Source organism: Dyadobacter sp. CY343, assembly GCF_021390335.1.
Taxonomy (GTDB): domain Bacteria; phylum Bacteroidota; class Bacteroidia; order Cytophagales; family Spirosomataceae; genus Dyadobacter.
This window is the reverse complement of the sequence record NZ_JAJUXK010000004.1, coordinates 561664-576006: the sequence shown is the minus strand read 5'-3', so window position 1 is coordinate 576006 and position 14343 is coordinate 561664. Positions and strand designations below refer to the sequence as shown.

Genomic DNA, 14343 nt, shown 5'->3' with positions numbered 1-14343 from the left:
AAAATAGTTGAATTTTATTTCGCTTGCATAGTTGCAATTTCAAAATCGACCGTGCATCTTTGCACCACGTTTTCGGAAAAGGGAAGCGCAATAGTGAAAGAAAGTGTGAAATAACGCGCGAAGTAGGAGACCAGTCGGCCCATTCGTCTAGCGGTTAGGACACGACCCTTTCACGGTTGAAACAGGGGTTCGATTCCCCTATGGGTCACAAACCGTGCAAAAAGGCACTTTCAATCATTTTTTAATTTACAGTATTTGGAAAGTCTGCTTAGAAAAGCAGACTTTTTTGTTTTCCCAGCCTTGTAGAACTAGATCACAGTTTTACTAACAGTTACAAAACCTTGCTAACACCTTTTCTTCCTTGAGTAGAACTCACCTAAATATTCAAGGAATGCTAAATTTTAAGAGAAAAATGAATGTAAGTGTAAATTTCTTTCTGAGGGGGAAGGAGGGAGCGAAAGCTGAAAAACGCTGCGCAATCTATGCTGTGATAGAACTGAACGGGAAAAAAAGCATTCCGTTTTCTACGAAATTAAAAGTTCCGGCCAAATATTGGTTGACGGCTGGAAGCAGAAGGGAGGGTATAAAACCTTCTTCATTCGAGCATCCGGTTAGTAGCAGCTTTTCAATGGCTGCTAAGTTTAATGAAGACCTTATCAATCTGAGAAAGTTTGCTCATGAAGCGTGTGGCATTTTGACTGCAATGGACATTCCAGTTTCTGCTGACGCAATTAAAGGATTAATTACCAATCCGAGACCCTTGAGACCGGACTTGAAATTCATCGAAGTAGTGGATGAACTTCGAGATACATTGACGCAAAAAAAACGTAAGGGCTCAACGATGGCAAACTACCGAACCAGGCGCAATAACATTCAGGAATTTCTCTTAAAAAAAGGTTACGTAAAATTGACCGTTAGTTCCTTCAAGTATCAGCATTTTGAGGAATTCCAGCTTTGGATGTTTGATCAGAAAAACGATGTGGGACAATCCCGGTTCGGTCGAAATACGATTAATAAGCACCTGACTCTTCTAAATCAGACGCTGAAATATGCTGTGAATAAAGAATACATAAGATTCAGTCCAATTGGAGCAATGGGTCTGGAATACGATCCGGCTAAACCGCCGCAGTACTTATTGGCTGATGCGCGGAAAAGAATTTTCGATTGTGATCTTGAATCGTTGGAGAAGGAACGGGATGTTGCCGTTTTCCTAATGAATACAGGCCTGTCATATACAGATTATCTCAGCTTACGCAGTGAACACTTATATAGGCTGCCATCGGGTGAATGGTTTATTAAAAAAAGCCGGGAGAAATCTGACATTTTTTCAATTATACCGCTTCTTGGTGAGGCGCAAGCTATTATAAGCAAGTACAACGGAGTCGAGAGTTTACCAAAACTGGACATGTCAGACTTCAATAAAACGCTAAAAGTGCTGGGCGAAATTTGCAGAGCGCCATTTTCGCTAAGTACCTCTGTTTTTCGCGAGACTTTCAGCAGTATGATGGAAAATGAGTATATGATCCCGGAGCGGCCATTGATGTTTATGATGGGTCATTCAAATCCACGACAGTTAAGAAATTACAGTTCAGTAATGCCATCAAGAATGCTTCATGAGCTTAATAAGAGCAAAGTTTCGATCCCTTTCAATATCGAAGCATTCAACGAAATTGTAAAGGCATCATAAAAAGTGCCCGGGATAACTCCCGGGCGCTTTTTTAGTAGTTCCATGTCAGACATTCTGTCTTTTTTCTATTTTCTTTCCTACGACCGTCGACGGCCAGTGTCTTTACAATATCGCTGGATTTCCAACCAAACTCCTTTCTAAATTCCTTAAGCAGCTCTTCTGGGTAGCTACTTAGTAGGAATTTACCTTGCATCGTGGCACATGCTTCAAGCAGCCTTCGGAAGTCATCCAGCGAGTAGCCGGAGTAATGCCCCTGATCGGCAGAAACGTAAGGCGGGTCCAGGTAGAAAAATGCATCAGGTGCGTCATAGGCCTTGATGACCTTCAACACGTCATAGTTTTCAATGGTAACTTTTTTCAATCGCTGCTGGTAGGCATCAGTAAACCGGTTTTTTTTGTTGTGCAGGCGGTACGGGCATTTGCCTTTTCTGTCATAACCGAAGCCGCCACCGATCGTACTGCCAAAGCTCATGTTAGTTTGTACCCAAACTGACCAGGCACACGTAATTGGATCGGTGACGTCTGCGGCTTGTGAATCATAGAAGTCATCAGAGCTTTTGTGTTGCGCGCGGGAATGAAAGGTTTCGTCTACCCGCTTTTCGATCTCCTCAAAATCATATTTTAAAACTTTGTAAAATGTGATCAGGCGATTGTTAGTGTCGTTTACCACTTCTGCTTGGCTTGGCTGCTTGGCAAAAAACACCGCACCACCCCCAAAAAATGGCTCGATATACGTGTGGTGCTCTGGGATCAGTGGAAGGATGTGGCGCAGCATATTCTGCTTACCTCCGTAATAAGTGATTGGAGTTTTTAACTTAGTCTCTTGTTTCATGGCTAATAAATTTTAACCACAAAAAGAGCAGCATTAAGATGTCATTAAAAGGACGAAAAACCGTCAAAAAAATGACATCTTTGTTCTATTGCGGCACCAGCAATTAAAAAACGACCTAAAAAATGATCAAAAATTTCGAATCTGGCATCGCGCTTGGGAGAAAGCATCATGCCAAAATCGCTGCAATGAGTGATAGGTGGAAACGCAGAAATGTTCCTTCTTTCATCAGGGAATCTCTTTTTGTTCCATACTACATTACAGAGTCGGAAGAATTTTTCGAGCTGTATGTAATTCAAAAACCCATCGATGCCAGCGAGAAAGTACACTTTTCACAATTCGCGAGGTCGAGTCTCAATGAAGAAGAATGTCCCCAAATTCCTTATAGCGAGAAATGAGGCTGCTAAGCCAGGAGTAACTTATATCGTTCATACACAGGAGCCTGCATTCGTCGGGGAAATTGTAAGATTTTCAAGCCTCACAGAACGCAGGCTCTATCAGGAAGAAAACCAAGCCAAGGAAATTATCCAAGTCACTCCGACAACGTTACTTGTCGTTCAAAACTATCTTGAATCGGGTGACAAAACGAAACGACGCGAATTTCTTGATAAACAGGTTGTGCACTGGATAGTTGCTAACTATATAAATTTTGATGCTTTCGGCAAGGAGAATGAATAAACTATATAGGAAGCGTGAAAATCCTGATTAGGCAATGCTTGGGTGAGAGATGGAATAACAGGTAAATCTTATAACTCATTGAACTTTTATACCTGTTAAAAAATCAGATCAACTTCATTTGTGCCTTTTAATATATATCAGTTCATACCCTCCAACTCAGATGAGGAAACTATACCAGGCTCATAAATTTCGCGAACGTCAAAGGATCAGGAGGAAAAAGTATGAAAGAAAGATCTTAAACCGACAGGCTCGGTTGCTAAGTGTTGCCAAATTGCCTATCAAAATGGCTAAGGTTAAAGATACTGAGGCTATCTTAGGCAGATTTTCTATAAAAGTAATACCTCCTAGGGATCTCAGAACGCTTGAAAATACGGAGGAATGTCTGAATTTTTTCAGGGATATGAGAGACCCTCGGAACAGAGTGGAAAGTCCAACAACAAACTACGTAAGCATGGATCTTTCCGATATAGTTACAATAGATTATGCCACAATAAGTATCTTAACAGCTATCAGCGACGACTTAAAAGCAAATGGGGTAATACTTAGTGGCAATTTTCCGAAGGATCAGGCGTGCAAAAATTTCATAGCTGAATCTGGTTTTTTGAGCCATATGTATTTTGGGAATAAGAAAGGTGAAAAAGCAAAGCACTCTGATCTCATCTTCTTCGAAAAAGGTAGCGGAAAGCTATCCGAACGGGATAGTATAAAGATCGGAGAACTTATCAAGGGAGCTGTTGAATATCTAACAGGTAAAAAAAAGCATCATCAACAATTACGCACGGTTATTTTAGAAATCTGCGGCAATGCTATTGAACATGCGTCCACTAAAGATAGACAATGGTTACTAGGTGTTAAATTAGAGAATGAGAAGGTTCAATTTACGATAGCCGATGTTGGCAAAGGTATCTTAGATACGCTGCATCGCAAGTACACTAAGATATTAGGAGATTTGTTCAATTCGAGGTCCGATCACGAAGTTTTGGCAAGGGCTTTCGTGCAAAAATATGGCTCTAGCACAAAAGAAGTAAACAGGAATAAGGGCTTGCCAGCGATAAAGGAGGCTTCAGAGAACGGAACAATTGTGAACCTTGTTGCGATAACAAACAACGTAGTACTCAATTTCGGTAATCCTGCGTTATCAAGGACTTTGTCAAAAGGCGCACCTCGATTTAGAGGAACATTTTACCAGTGGGAAATTAATAAAGACTGTATATCATGATTGTAATGGAAACAATGACCATCAGTATCAAAAATGACTTTAGCGAATATCCGGGTCTTCGTCATTGCTCAATTAGCGATAAGTCAGGGGAGGAATTTTATCACCAAATATTGAACAGGGAATTTGCCAATGTTTTTGAGAGTGGTGGTAAGCTAACAGTCGATTTAGACGATACGAGTGGATTCGCATCATCTTTCTTGGATGAGGCTTTCGGAAACTTAGTATTTGATTTTACGTTAGGTGAAGTTCAGAAGCGCATTGAGATTATCTCTGAGGATGAACCAGTTTGGAAGAGTATGCTTCAAGACAAAACGTTCCCACAGTGGGAAGAGCGACGCAGGAAAAACGATAGACCGAGTGTAACGCAGATTCATCCCTCATGGTTTAGGCTTGTGGACGGTAAATTAGTGAGTAGAGTATGGGAAGTGTGTTAGGCTTTTGCCTTTCTAGTTTATCTACGGATAACTGGATTGACATAACTGCATTACTCATTAATTCAATCCTTGCTGGATGGGTCATACTTGTTGTCCAAAAGAACTTGGCGAACAAACGGGTATTAAAAGATCACTTCATTGGAGAGATAAAGGATATCCAGAATGAAATTAAAGATTTTTTTAAGCTTGTACATTCGAATAAGCTGCCGGAGGCAACAGTGCTCTCATGGTTTAAGACTTTGAATATTAGGATTGATGACACCATGTTGGAAGTCAACAAGAAATATAAAATTGACAAGACTACTCTTTCACCTTTTCAGGTTGAGCTCCGCAACATAACAACGGACAGTCCAGAATATATAAGTGCATTTAGGAGTGGTAATGAAATAACCTTTTCACAAGCTACTAAAAACGCTTTCTACAAATTTCAACAGGATAATATGAAACTATTTAACATGTTGATTATCAGCATAAACAATAAGTAAGATTTAGTATTTTTAAAAGTTGCACCTTTTTTTGGCCGATTTTCAAGCTAACTGCCTGAAAATCGGCTAATTCTTTTTTGAAAAAGAAAAAAAAGTCTTAAAAATCGCGAGATGTTGCCCGCCCTTTCGCATTTTGGCAATTTCCATTTTTCGGATTTTCGAATATCTGAAAGCCCCCTCGGGGTGGTCAGACCTGAGGGGGTGGGGTAGCATACCCGGGGGGTAGGGGGTCAGATGAAATCGAGGTCGAACCCTCCATCCGAGCTGGTCACGGCCATGCCGCCCGTCGCAAGTTTCCATGCGAGGTAGTAGTCGACCGTATCACTTAGGTGGGTGGCGTACTGTTGGTCTTCATCCTTCTTGTTCTCACTCTTCTTGTCCTTCTGATAGTTGCCAGTCATAGGCGCACGCTGCATGGATACTGTGACGCTCTTGGCATCGTAGGGATGGAAGCGCACGTGCAGGCCATCCTCCCTGGTCTCAGCAAGAATATCTTTCATCATTAAATAAATCTCATCCTTGAAAGGGTTGTAGGTAAGCGGGGATAGGAACACTACCCAGCCCGCCTGCTCAAATACCTGGGCGAACTCATCGAACAGCGTGATCCATGTACCATCATTATTCTTCTTGCTACCTGAGCTGGCGTTCAGACCATTCCTATCCCCTGTTATATACAGGGTTTTGTTCGGATGATCGGCCAGCCTGATCAGCAGCTCACCCGCAAGGGTTTGGCTCATATCCTTGTCCGGGTCCGGGTCGGTTACGAAGCAGCTCATTATACAGCGTTGCTCCTTATCATAGTCTTGCCAAACCGAGCAGCTGGTGAAGTGGGCGTTGAAATCTATGGAAGCGGCGATCGGCATCGAAGGGTTATAAAATACATCCTGATCCACATCACTGTGCCTTTCGTCGAGCGCAGCATAAAACGACTTGGGCATTTTGGAAAGCCGTTTTCCATCAACTTCAACACCAAATTCCAATGGCGTGAGCTTTTTGCGCAAGTTGTCAATGTAGTTGCTCGGCAAAAAAATCGCATTGTCGCGGGTTGTTATCTGGGTGAACAGGTACCGGTCCGGCTCTTCACGCATTAAATCCTCGATATCAAACATCCAGTCACCTTGCCCGTAAGGCGGTGAGCTGAAAATCATGATCATCCAGTGTAAAGGCGATTGAAATTTTGACTTATTCGCCCTGATCCGGCCTTCGAGAATTTTCAACCATTCGCGTTTGAACAAAAGAGCTTCATCCATGAAAGCAAAATCATCGTTCCGGCCGCGGTGGATGTCGGCGAACATCTTGTACGCGCAGACCTCCATCACCCAGCCATTGGGAAATGAAATGCAGTTTTCCCAGTTCTCCGGTTCCTGATATGGCTTGTCCCAATCTTCTGGCGGCTTTCTTCCAAAGACGTAATCTCCTGTGCCGGTTTTGAAATTGTACTGCCTCAATCCAAATGAATCCGACCAGGTGGATTTTATACCCGGAAAAATTGATCTGGTAAATTGCGTGACGGTCGCACAAGCAAATTGACCTTTTGCCCTTGGAAGTTCTTCTTTGGAAAGAATCATAGCAAGTGCCATTGCGAAGGTTTTTCCGGATCCGATACCGCCAATAAGAGAGGCGGTCTTCGTTCCGTCCGCTGTCAACCCGTAAAAAATGGTTTCAATAAAATCGGCCTGCTTGTCGTTTACCTCGACTTCCTGAATTAAATCACTCGCTGAGCTCATAATTTGCCTGTTCGTCTATCTGATCAGATGTTACCTTTCCATCCTGAATGATGGTTTTGCGCTTAATAATAATTTTGGTCGGCTTCTTCTTCTCGTCGCCTCCGATTTTCGACGTATCGTAAGCTCCGTCGATGACAGCAGCTTCCTTCATTAACCGCGTGTACTCCTTGGCCAGCAGGGATATTTCTTTTGCATTGCTGGTGTCCATTTGCAACGCGGCGACCCGTAGTTCCAAATCAGCACTGGATAAGTCCTCCAACTCGGGCATTTTGGTAAGGGCAAGTATTTTCGCCATAATCAGCAGCCCGGCTTTCCTGAACATTTCAGCATACATATATTTGATACCGTCGCGGTTCCGGAGCTGGCGCAGATCTGCGAAAATTTGGTATGCCATAGCTAGAAGCTCCCGCGCGCGCCGGTCTTGAACTTGGAGCCTTGGGTCAGTCTTCGACAGTTTGATCACGTCGACGTCGGAAAAACCGTCGCGGAGCCATCCCCGGACGATGTCAATTTTCTCGAAAGTATCTTCCTGCTGGGTAGTCAGTGCTTTCCCATCGAGTAGGTGCTGCTCGTAGATACTCATCTCTTCATACACCTTTTCCAGATATTTGTTATTTTGACGCATAGTGAAGGTTTACGATGCTTTGTTTCAGTTCCAGCTTCAATGCTTCCATTTTAGCCAGGTCTTCTTTCCACTTTTCGATTTTCTTATGTTCCGGATTATCCGTCACCTTTTTCGAATACTTGCTAATGTTGCTGTTCAGACGCGCGAGTTCGACGCGCAGCTGCGCAAGTTCGGGCGAACCCGGTAAGGCTGTGAATATGTCCTGCGTTGGTTGGGCATCGGGCAGTTTGCCGGTTTCTTTGAAATACTCGATATCCCTGACGGCTCGGGTCCACTCATGACGCTTCTCCATAATTTGGTTGACAACCGATCGCCTACCGTCAATATCGTCGTCGCGGTACTCGTGCAGGGTATTAGACAAAAGAGCAGCTTCCATGTGCAGCCGGTTGGCCTGCGCGTGAAGCTGCTCTTTTATTAAAGATTGGGCAGTCGGGTCTAGCTCAGCGGCTGGTCGTCCAATTCCGTTTTTTTTTGTTCGTTTTCCGGTTCCGATATCGACTCGCTGTTTTCAGCGGTAGGATCCACATCGGATTTCTCAGCAGCAGATCCTGCTGGTTCTGCATTAGCTTCCGGAGCGCCAGTCGCATCGCCACTTTCGTTGGTTCCTTCCGGAACGTCAGATTTTGGCAATTCCCCAGAAACCTGTTCAATTTTTCCGACTTGCATTTTTTGCAAGTTTTCAGAAATAACTGAAACGATATCAAGCTGTTTTTGAGTCGTTACCTGCGATTCTGCAAATGCTTTTTGCATAGCCAGGGTGCTATATGTGATAACCACTTTCGGAGTGCGTATTGCTAAATCGTATGCTTCAAGTGCCTGCTGATAAATGGCTTCGTTCGTATCGGAAGGGTTTGAGTCGTAGCGCATTTTCGCAAGTTGAAGCGATGCTTTAAGTCTTTTTGGTTCCACGTTAAAGTAGGTTGAACGTTAATAATGCTGGTGTAACCAGGTTAAACAGTCGGTGAAGAAGCAGCTCTTACAAGCTTTTTATCTTCTGCCGACTTCTCATCCACTTTCACGCGTGGATCACCATTTCCGGCAAGGATAGCCAAGTCGTCCTGGTTCATATCTTTCAGGAACTTAGTGTTGCCATTTACGAAAGAATGGCCTTCTGCCTTATCGGCAAGGGAATATGTTTGTTTGCTCACTGTTGTAAAATTTTGGAATGAAAAAATAGGAGGCAGCTTGCGCCACCTCCGTTTGACTATGCGCCGCCTTCTGGCGCTTCAACGCCGACAAGTGGCTCAGTTTCGAAGGTTACAGTTGCATCCAACGGGAAAACGGGAACCATCATACCGTCTTGCTTAGCTGAGAAGGTTGCTTCTTTGCGGGCAGTTCCTTTCTCAGGCAGTACACCTTTCATTTCAAACATTAATGGAATGTACTTCTGTCCAAGCATATACAGCTTGTCATCGTTGCCTTGCACGATCACCACGACTGGCGTTTCATACATAAGAGCTGCGAACTTTACGATAATGTCATTGTAGCCCAGAAGCTTGAATTCCATTGATTGCGTAAAGCCTGCCCCGATCTTCATTTCGGTGTCAAACTTGGTCGAATCATACCATGCTTCAACCTCAATGAATTTTTTACCTGCAACCATCGGGATGGCACCAGAGAATTTACCGAGAGTTTTCGCAAGCTCGTAAGTCAAAAATTCAGTGAGAAGGTCTTCTGCCAAACCAATGTAAAGCCGCTTAGCTCCACCGATTGTCAGGGTCTGGCATTGGCGCTTAATGCCGATCAATCCGGTGCAGCTGGCAACGCCATTTGCATCGAAAAGCGATACACCAGCAGCCTTTTGTGCTGCAAAGTTGATGGTGCTGGCCGCAGCAATAGCAGCAAATGGATTGCCGGTTGCCGCGAAGGCTGCAAGGCCTGAGCCGATAACCCCACCGGCAATAAGGGTTTGTTTTAAGTTCTTCATTTTAAAAGGAAAAATGGAAGTGAATGATTTAATGAAAACCCGCCCGGACTGGCCGGACGGGTAGGAGGGAGGGTTTACTGTGGTCAGTTCTGATCGTTCATGAAAGCCCAATCCGGAGAAGCATAGTCGAAACCAAGGCTTGCACGGATGCTCAGCTTGTAGGACTTCACATCTTTCACAATTGACAGGCGGTATTTGCCTGGATCATCATTGCATACGAAAAGCATGTTTTTCTGTGGTGCAATCGAGATGTGGCTTTTTCCAACCAATCCCGGATCGACAGCAAACTTCATGTTGGAATAGTCATCCAATACATCCGGGCGGTCAGCCGGTCCTACGTGCGTAGGGAACAATGCGCGGCGGTTCTTCCGATAATTGTCGTAAGCTTGACGGCTCAGGTAAACGTTCAAATCTTCCAAAAGCATGTTCGGAGAAGCAGATGCAACCAGGTCAGCTACACCGTTTACCTGTGCGTATGCATTGGCAGCCGTGATAACTTCACCGTCAAAAACGTGGTTCGTAGCAATATCGCCACCAACTGCCCTGCCGGCAATAAACATGGTAATAAAACCGTCTGCCAACGATCCTGCACCAGCACCAGCCGCATTATAAACGCCATTCCAAGCCGTTTTCAAACGTACAAATTCGAAGTGCTTGGCAATGATGTGGTTTAGGAAAAATAGCTCAAACGGGTTGTCGTTAACCTCGTTCAATGTGCGTCCGGGAGCTTTAATCCAGCCAATGTAGCTTTGATAAACCTCCTTGATCTGGGAAAGTGTGATCTCCAAATCGATGTCACCCTCTTTAAATGACGCGAAACGGCTTTTCACTTCAAGTGCCGCTTTGGGGTTGAAGTCGTCGCTTGCCGGCGCCCATGCGTCTTTTACTTCAAGGCGAACAAGTGCTGCCCTTTCGCGCGTTTTGACCACTTTAAAGTTGGTTCCGAGTGACTCGGCACCAGCAACGATTGAATTCATAATGATTGCACCATCACCGTCGATGGAAGTCATTAAATCTTCGTGGAAATTCTCAAAATTGATAATCTGCATAACAGTATTTGGAAAAGGTTGATAACTGAGTTAAGTGGGTTACGCTTGCGCTTTCTGCCAAACGGCGATCGCATTTTCGTTGTATACTGCTTTGCCCGAAGCGCCGCGGCTGTTGGCATCCTGACCAGCGTTTTGCTCGCCTTTTTTGGCTGCTTCGTCGTAATGGCCTTTGTACTTGTCGCGCTCTGTGGTGACAGTTGCAAGAGAGGCGGTCATCGTTGTTACTTCGACACTTGCAGTGGAAAGAGAAGCTTCCAGCTCGGTGATCCGGGTAGCAGCGGTTGCCAATTCCGTAGAAATGCGGGCATTTTCAGTGTTGGCGGTTTCCAGCTTTTCATTCAGCTCGGAGACGTCAGCCGAAAATTCATTGTGCTCTTCGGTAGATAGTTTCTCGGAAATAGCCTTTTCAGACCTTCCGAAAAAACCAGCTATGAGGGCAGCGACGGTTGTTTGTTTGCTCATTGGATATAGAATTACAGTTTACGTGCAAGTTTGATGGCATCGGCCAAGCTGCCGGTGCGGTCTACTAAGCCATGCGATTGCGCTTTGGCTTTCCCGTACATTTTGCCGGTGAATATTTCTTCGCTGGTGAGCTTACCCGCGCGGCCGCGCTTGACATAACCTTTGAAGGTTGTCATCGCCTGATCAAGGCTTAGCTGGATTTCGTCGACCAGGTCATCGCTCAATTTTTCAACGCCGTTGATCCGGGCTTTATCGACCGAGTCAGAAGCGCGGAAAATAGTCACCTTCAAACCGGCTTTTTCCAGCGCTGCGGTTTGGTCGATGTGAACCATCAGCACACCAATAGAGCCGATTTCAGATGAAATCGAATTTTCCATGACGATCTGGTCAGCCTGGCTCATGGCGAAAACGCCTGCGCTGGCCACCATGCCGTTCACATATCCAACTGACGGTTTTGGAAACTTTTTGATGGCGTCGGCAAGCATTTCGACCGAATCGACGGTGCCGCCCGGGGTATTGCCTTTTATGACGATCGCTTTCACCGCGGGTTCAGTCGCAGCTTCGTTGATGACGTCGGTCAAAAACTCGTTACCCATTCCGCAGTAACCGTAACGGCTCATAGTCCCTTCAAGCGGGATCACGGCAACGTCGCCACCGCCGATCCTGAGATAATCATCCAGGTAGGCGCGGGCGCGGCTCCAATTACCATCCTTGTCCCGGGCTGAGATTCCGGCATCAATGTGGGCAGCTTTAAAATGTGGCGGAATTGGATCGAAACCTGCTGCAAGCCGGGGAAGGATAATTCCTTCCATGCGGCTTGCAAAGGGTTCATGAATGAGCCATAGTCCTGAAAAAGTTAATGCGTTCACACTGTCGTACTGATTAGTTGGGGTCTTAGCAGTTACGAAATAGAAACTTTATTTAACAGTTAAGAAGGACTTAAATCTTGTCAAGGCAGCTGTGATTTGATACCAGTCGCCCAGACGGTCTCAACCCAATCAGAGGTATTGGAATCCAATAGCTTTCGGTACTCTCTTGTGCCGGTGCCGATCTGTGGATACGTCACGATTGTGCCGGCCATGTAGGTGCCATAGGCGCTATTAAGCGCGGATTTGGTTGGGATAGTTGCTGATCCGCTGGTCACGGCCATAGATTCCCGCCCTGGCTCAGCCACTTTCCAGGACTTCCAGGTACTGGTAGACGCGAGGGATCTGGTATACATCACGCCAGCATTGGGAGCGAAAACCTGCTGTCCACGAACGGCAGAAGGGAAAGCCGTAGTCATTTGTGCCGCCGTTCGTGGTGTAGTAATCGATTCATCAATCAGCGGCCGGTCAGTACCGGTAAGCGAATAGAAGATATCAGTGGTACCATACACCCAAATCGAAAGAATTGTCCTGTCGCCTGGGCCTATAAAAGTATTGCCTATTGCAGCCGCGCCAGAAACTATGATCCGCTTCGGTGTAGCCGACGCGTTGCGCAGGTAAACAGTAGCAAAGCGGCCGTTGGTGGCATTTGCCAGTGAAAAGGTTAAAGATGTCAAGCTGTCAGCGGTAATGTCAGCCAATTCATGCTTGATATAATACTGTAGGTCAATTAAAAGCGAGCTACTGCTAATTGTAGCACCACTCAGAGAAACGGCCTGCGTGGTTGTAGTCCTGGATAAACTCGTGCTGCTATACGAGGTGTTTTGATACAAAAAAGGAAGTTCAGCCCCTTCGGTGTTATCAACGAAGGAAGCGCCGCTGATCGCTTTGTGAAAAGTGCTATTGAAGATTTTAACGTCGGTCACCCCGACGCCGTACGTTCGAACTACCGAAAAGGGGGTGGTGCTGGTATTGTCAAAGCTGGTGCCAAAAATCCGGATATCATTACTTACACCTTCGATAAAGAGCGCGTGCCGGTCTGCGCCCCTGATCGAACCGCCTACAAAGTTAACCTTAGCGCAACTGCGTAGAACCACGTACTTTGCTGTGTAAAACGTGTTGTTGTGGAATGATATATTTTCACAGTTCCAGAAATTTATAAAGTCCTTGTCCTCATGCTGATTGATATTGTTCAGGATCTGGATATTATACATCCTGCGACTTCCCGTAAAGGAAAACGAGCCGCCCGATTTAGGATTCGAAAAGGTATTGCCGCGAACCGTTACGTTTGAACACCCAATATTTTCTATTCCTGCATACCCGTAGGCTTCAAAAATGTTGTTTTCAATTATCGCACCCGTACCAACCCCAGATATTGAAATGGCCATACCAGAGTTAATTACCCCGGTATTCTTAAAAATGCAGTCGCGTATCGTGACATTATTGTACCTGCTTAAAACAGTACCGTCTTCGTGGTTCTGAAATTCAATTCCCATCCTGCCGATGTTTTCAAACCGGCACTTGTTGAACGTAAATCCATCTGTGGTTTTATCGCTCTCGTTTATGATTTTCACCGCATTCACTGCGACATAAGGGATTGTGAATGAACAGTTATTGAAAGTGATATTACGAAGCCTGTTATTATTGGAGTAAACCACACCTAACGAAACAGTGCTGCCCGTATTCCTGTAACTGGATAGCTGCAAATTGTTAAAAGTGACGTTTGATATATCTTGAAGCCTGAAAACAGCGTACTGGTTATTCGTGAAAATTTCGGCCCCGTCTTCGCCTTCTATGATCAGATTAGAGCCTGTAACTGAAATTGTACTGGTAACCCGGTATTTTCCCCAGGGAATAAAGATCTTCGCCTTACTTCTCATTGCCTTCACGAAAGCCTGAGTGTCGTCCGTCAAGCTATCACCCTTCGCGCCGAACCATTTGATGTTGATAGCGCCTTCGTACTGTCGTTCATAACGCTTGTTGCCAAACCTAAGCACTAAAACGCCATCATCTTCGGAAGTTAAATTGCCGGGATTGTACCGGAATACGCCAGATACGCCTGCATCTGAAATGCTGATGGTTTGTGCTGCGTCCGCTTTGCCTTGCCTGACCTGGGCGCAAGTCAGTGATGGTGTCATTTTGCTACTGTATCCCACGAGATCAAGCAATGTCTGCCGCATCCGCTCAGCGCTTATCTCCTTCCGGTTGTTGGTGGTGATCGTTGAAAGAATCTTCTCTCGGACGGCTTCTTCATTGACCTGTGCCCGGACAAATGGACTTGCAAGGGAAATAATCGAAAAAAGGGCGAGAGCGCGCAGTAAGGAGGTTTTCATTAAAATCATCTATTAAGTTGTA

At 45.2% G+C, this 14343-nt stretch carries 17 protein-coding genes and 1 tRNA gene; 7 read left to right on the top strand and 11 right to left on the bottom strand.

The window, feature by feature from the left end; genetic code table 11:
- Nucleotides 1-136 precede the first annotated feature (136 nt).
- A tRNA-Glu gene (locus LZG94_RS14335) sits at nt 137-208 on the top strand.
- A gap of 183 nt (nt 209-391) precedes the next feature.
- Nucleotides 392-1687 (top strand): phage integrase SAM-like domain-containing protein, encoded by a 1296-nt coding sequence (locus tag LZG94_RS14330; RefSeq protein WP_233792558.1) that lies wholly within the window; start codon nt 392-394, stop codon nt 1685-1687.
- A gap of 31 nt (nt 1688-1718) precedes the next feature.
- Here LZG94_RS14330 and LZG94_RS14325 read toward each other — a convergent pair whose 3' ends face one another.
- On the bottom strand, nt 1719-2519 hold the full coding sequence (locus tag LZG94_RS14325) for a DNA adenine methylase (RefSeq protein ID WP_233792557.1): 801 nt from the start codon (nt 2517-2519) through the stop codon (nt 1719-1721).
- 122 nt (nt 2520-2641) lie between these two features.
- Here LZG94_RS14325 and LZG94_RS14320 point away from each other — a divergent pair, with 122 nt between their 5' ends.
- From LZG94_RS14320 to LZG94_RS14300, 5 genes are all read left to right on the top strand, one after another.
- Complete coding sequence (locus LZG94_RS14320) at nt 2642-2914, top strand: hypothetical protein (RefSeq protein ID WP_233792556.1); 273 nt, start codon at nt 2642-2644, stop codon at nt 2912-2914.
- Nucleotides 2874-3194, top strand: a complete 321-nt coding sequence (locus LZG94_RS14315) for a hypothetical protein (RefSeq protein ID WP_233792555.1) — start codon at nt 2874-2876, stop codon at nt 3192-3194. Before LZG94_RS14320 ends, LZG94_RS14315 begins: the two co-directional genes overlap by 41 nt.
- A gap of 283 nt (nt 3195-3477) precedes the next feature.
- Nucleotides 3478-4413 carry an ATP-binding protein gene (locus LZG94_RS14310; RefSeq protein ID WP_233792554.1) on the top strand — a complete coding sequence of 312 codons (936 nt, stop codon included), beginning with the start codon at nt 3478-3480 and terminating at the stop codon, nt 4411-4413.
- A 5-nt stretch (nt 4414-4418) separates the two neighbouring features.
- On the top strand, nt 4419-4847 hold the full coding sequence (locus tag LZG94_RS14305; protein WP_233792553.1) for an STAS-like domain-containing protein: 429 nt from the start codon (nt 4419-4421) through the stop codon (nt 4845-4847).
- Nucleotides 4832-5332, top strand: a complete 501-nt coding sequence (locus tag LZG94_RS14300; RefSeq protein WP_233792552.1) for a hypothetical protein — start codon at nt 4832-4834, stop codon at nt 5330-5332. The genes LZG94_RS14305 and LZG94_RS14300 overlap by 16 nt, the downstream gene beginning before the upstream one ends.
- 230 nt (nt 5333-5562) lie before the next feature.
- Here the strand turns inward: LZG94_RS14300 and LZG94_RS14295 are convergent, their stop codons facing one another.
- From LZG94_RS14295 to LZG94_RS14250, 10 genes are all read right to left on the bottom strand, one after another.
- Complete coding sequence (locus LZG94_RS14295; RefSeq protein ID WP_233792551.1) at nt 5563-7059, bottom strand: terminase large subunit domain-containing protein; 1497 nt, start codon at nt 7057-7059, stop codon at nt 5563-5565.
- Nucleotides 7043-7684, bottom strand: coding sequence for a hypothetical protein (locus LZG94_RS14290; protein WP_233792550.1), 642 nt, complete (start codon nt 7682-7684; stop codon nt 7043-7045). The genes LZG94_RS14295 and LZG94_RS14290 overlap by 17 nt, the downstream gene beginning before the upstream one ends.
- Nucleotides 7671-8060 carry a hypothetical protein gene (locus LZG94_RS14285; RefSeq protein WP_233792549.1) on the bottom strand — a complete coding sequence of 130 codons (390 nt, stop codon included), beginning with the start codon at nt 8058-8060 and terminating at the stop codon, nt 7671-7673. The genes LZG94_RS14290 and LZG94_RS14285 overlap by 14 nt, the downstream gene beginning before the upstream one ends.
- Nucleotides 8061-8119: 59 nt before the next feature.
- Entirely contained in the window at nt 8120-8593 is a 474-nt protein-coding gene (locus LZG94_RS14280) for a hypothetical protein (RefSeq protein WP_233792548.1), read from the bottom strand.
- Between the two features lie 41 nt (nt 8594-8634).
- Nucleotides 8635-8832 (bottom strand): hypothetical protein, encoded by a 198-nt coding sequence (locus LZG94_RS14275; protein WP_233792547.1) that lies wholly within the window; start codon nt 8830-8832, stop codon nt 8635-8637.
- Between the two features lie 56 nt (nt 8833-8888).
- Nucleotides 8889-9611: a hypothetical protein gene (locus LZG94_RS14270; RefSeq protein WP_233792546.1), complete on the bottom strand. Its 723-nt coding sequence runs from the start codon at nt 9609-9611 to the stop codon at nt 8889-8891.
- Between the two features lie 83 nt (nt 9612-9694).
- A complete protein-coding gene (locus LZG94_RS14265; RefSeq protein ID WP_233792545.1) occupies nt 9695-10660 on the bottom strand; it encodes a hypothetical protein in 966 nt (321 codons plus the stop codon).
- Nucleotides 10661-10699: 39 nt separating this feature from the next.
- The gene (locus tag LZG94_RS14260; protein WP_233792544.1) at nt 10700-11122 is read right to left on the bottom strand and encodes a hypothetical protein; all 423 of its coding nucleotides are present in this window, start codon (nt 11120-11122) and stop codon (nt 10700-10702) included.
- An 11-nt stretch (nt 11123-11133) separates the two neighbouring features.
- A complete protein-coding gene (locus tag LZG94_RS26475; RefSeq protein WP_233792543.1) occupies nt 11134-11991 on the bottom strand; it encodes a S49 family peptidase in 858 nt (285 codons plus the stop codon).
- Between the two features lie 80 nt (nt 11992-12071).
- Nucleotides 12072-14321: a glycosyl hydrolase family 28-related protein gene (locus tag LZG94_RS14250; RefSeq protein WP_233792542.1), complete on the bottom strand. Its 2250-nt coding sequence runs from the start codon at nt 14319-14321 to the stop codon at nt 12072-12074.
- Nucleotides 14322-14343: the final 22 nt, after the last annotated feature.

What these genes read in the sequence shown, in the direction of transcription:
- LZG94_RS14330 (WP_233792558.1), top strand. Translation starts at nt 392, where the DNA reads ATGCTAAATTTTAAGAGAAAAATGAATGTAAGTGTAAATTTCTTTCTG.
- LZG94_RS14325 (WP_233792557.1), bottom strand. Translation starts at nt 2,519, where the DNA reads ATGAAACAAGAGACTAAGTTAAAAACTCCAATCACTTATTACGGAGGT.
- LZG94_RS14320 (WP_233792556.1), top strand. Translation starts at nt 2,642, where the DNA reads ATGATCAAAAATTTCGAATCTGGCATCGCGCTTGGGAGAAAGCATCAT.
- LZG94_RS14315 (WP_233792555.1), top strand. Translation starts at nt 2,874, where the DNA reads ATGAAGAAGAATGTCCCCAAATTCCTTATAGCGAGAAATGAGGCTGCT.
- LZG94_RS14310 (WP_233792554.1), top strand. Translation starts at nt 3,478, where the DNA reads ATGGCTAAGGTTAAAGATACTGAGGCTATCTTAGGCAGATTTTCTATA.
- LZG94_RS14305 (WP_233792553.1), top strand. Translation starts at nt 4,419, where the DNA reads ATGGAAACAATGACCATCAGTATCAAAAATGACTTTAGCGAATATCCG.
- LZG94_RS14300 (WP_233792552.1), top strand. Translation starts at nt 4,832, where the DNA reads ATGGGAAGTGTGTTAGGCTTTTGCCTTTCTAGTTTATCTACGGATAAC.
- LZG94_RS14295 (WP_233792551.1), bottom strand. Translation starts at nt 7,059, where the DNA reads ATGAGCTCAGCGAGTGATTTAATTCAGGAAGTCGAGGTAAACGACAAG.
- LZG94_RS14290 (WP_233792550.1), bottom strand. Translation starts at nt 7,684, where the DNA reads ATGCGTCAAAATAACAAATATCTGGAAAAGGTGTATGAAGAGATGAGT.
- LZG94_RS14285 (WP_233792549.1), bottom strand. Translation starts at nt 8,060, where the DNA reads ATGGAAGCTGCTCTTTTGTCTAATACCCTGCACGAGTACCGCGACGAC.
- LZG94_RS14270 (WP_233792546.1), bottom strand. Translation starts at nt 9,611, where the DNA reads ATGAAGAACTTAAAACAAACCCTTATTGCCGGTGGGGTTATCGGCTCA.
- LZG94_RS14265 (WP_233792545.1), bottom strand. Translation starts at nt 10,660, where the DNA reads ATGCAGATTATCAATTTTGAGAATTTCCACGAAGATTTAATGACTTCC.
- LZG94_RS14260 (WP_233792544.1), bottom strand. Translation starts at nt 11,122, where the DNA reads ATGAGCAAACAAACAACCGTCGCTGCCCTCATAGCTGGTTTTTTCGGA.
- LZG94_RS14250 (WP_233792542.1), bottom strand. Translation starts at nt 14,321, where the DNA reads ATGAAAACCTCCTTACTGCGCGCTCTCGCCCTTTTTTCGATTATTTCC.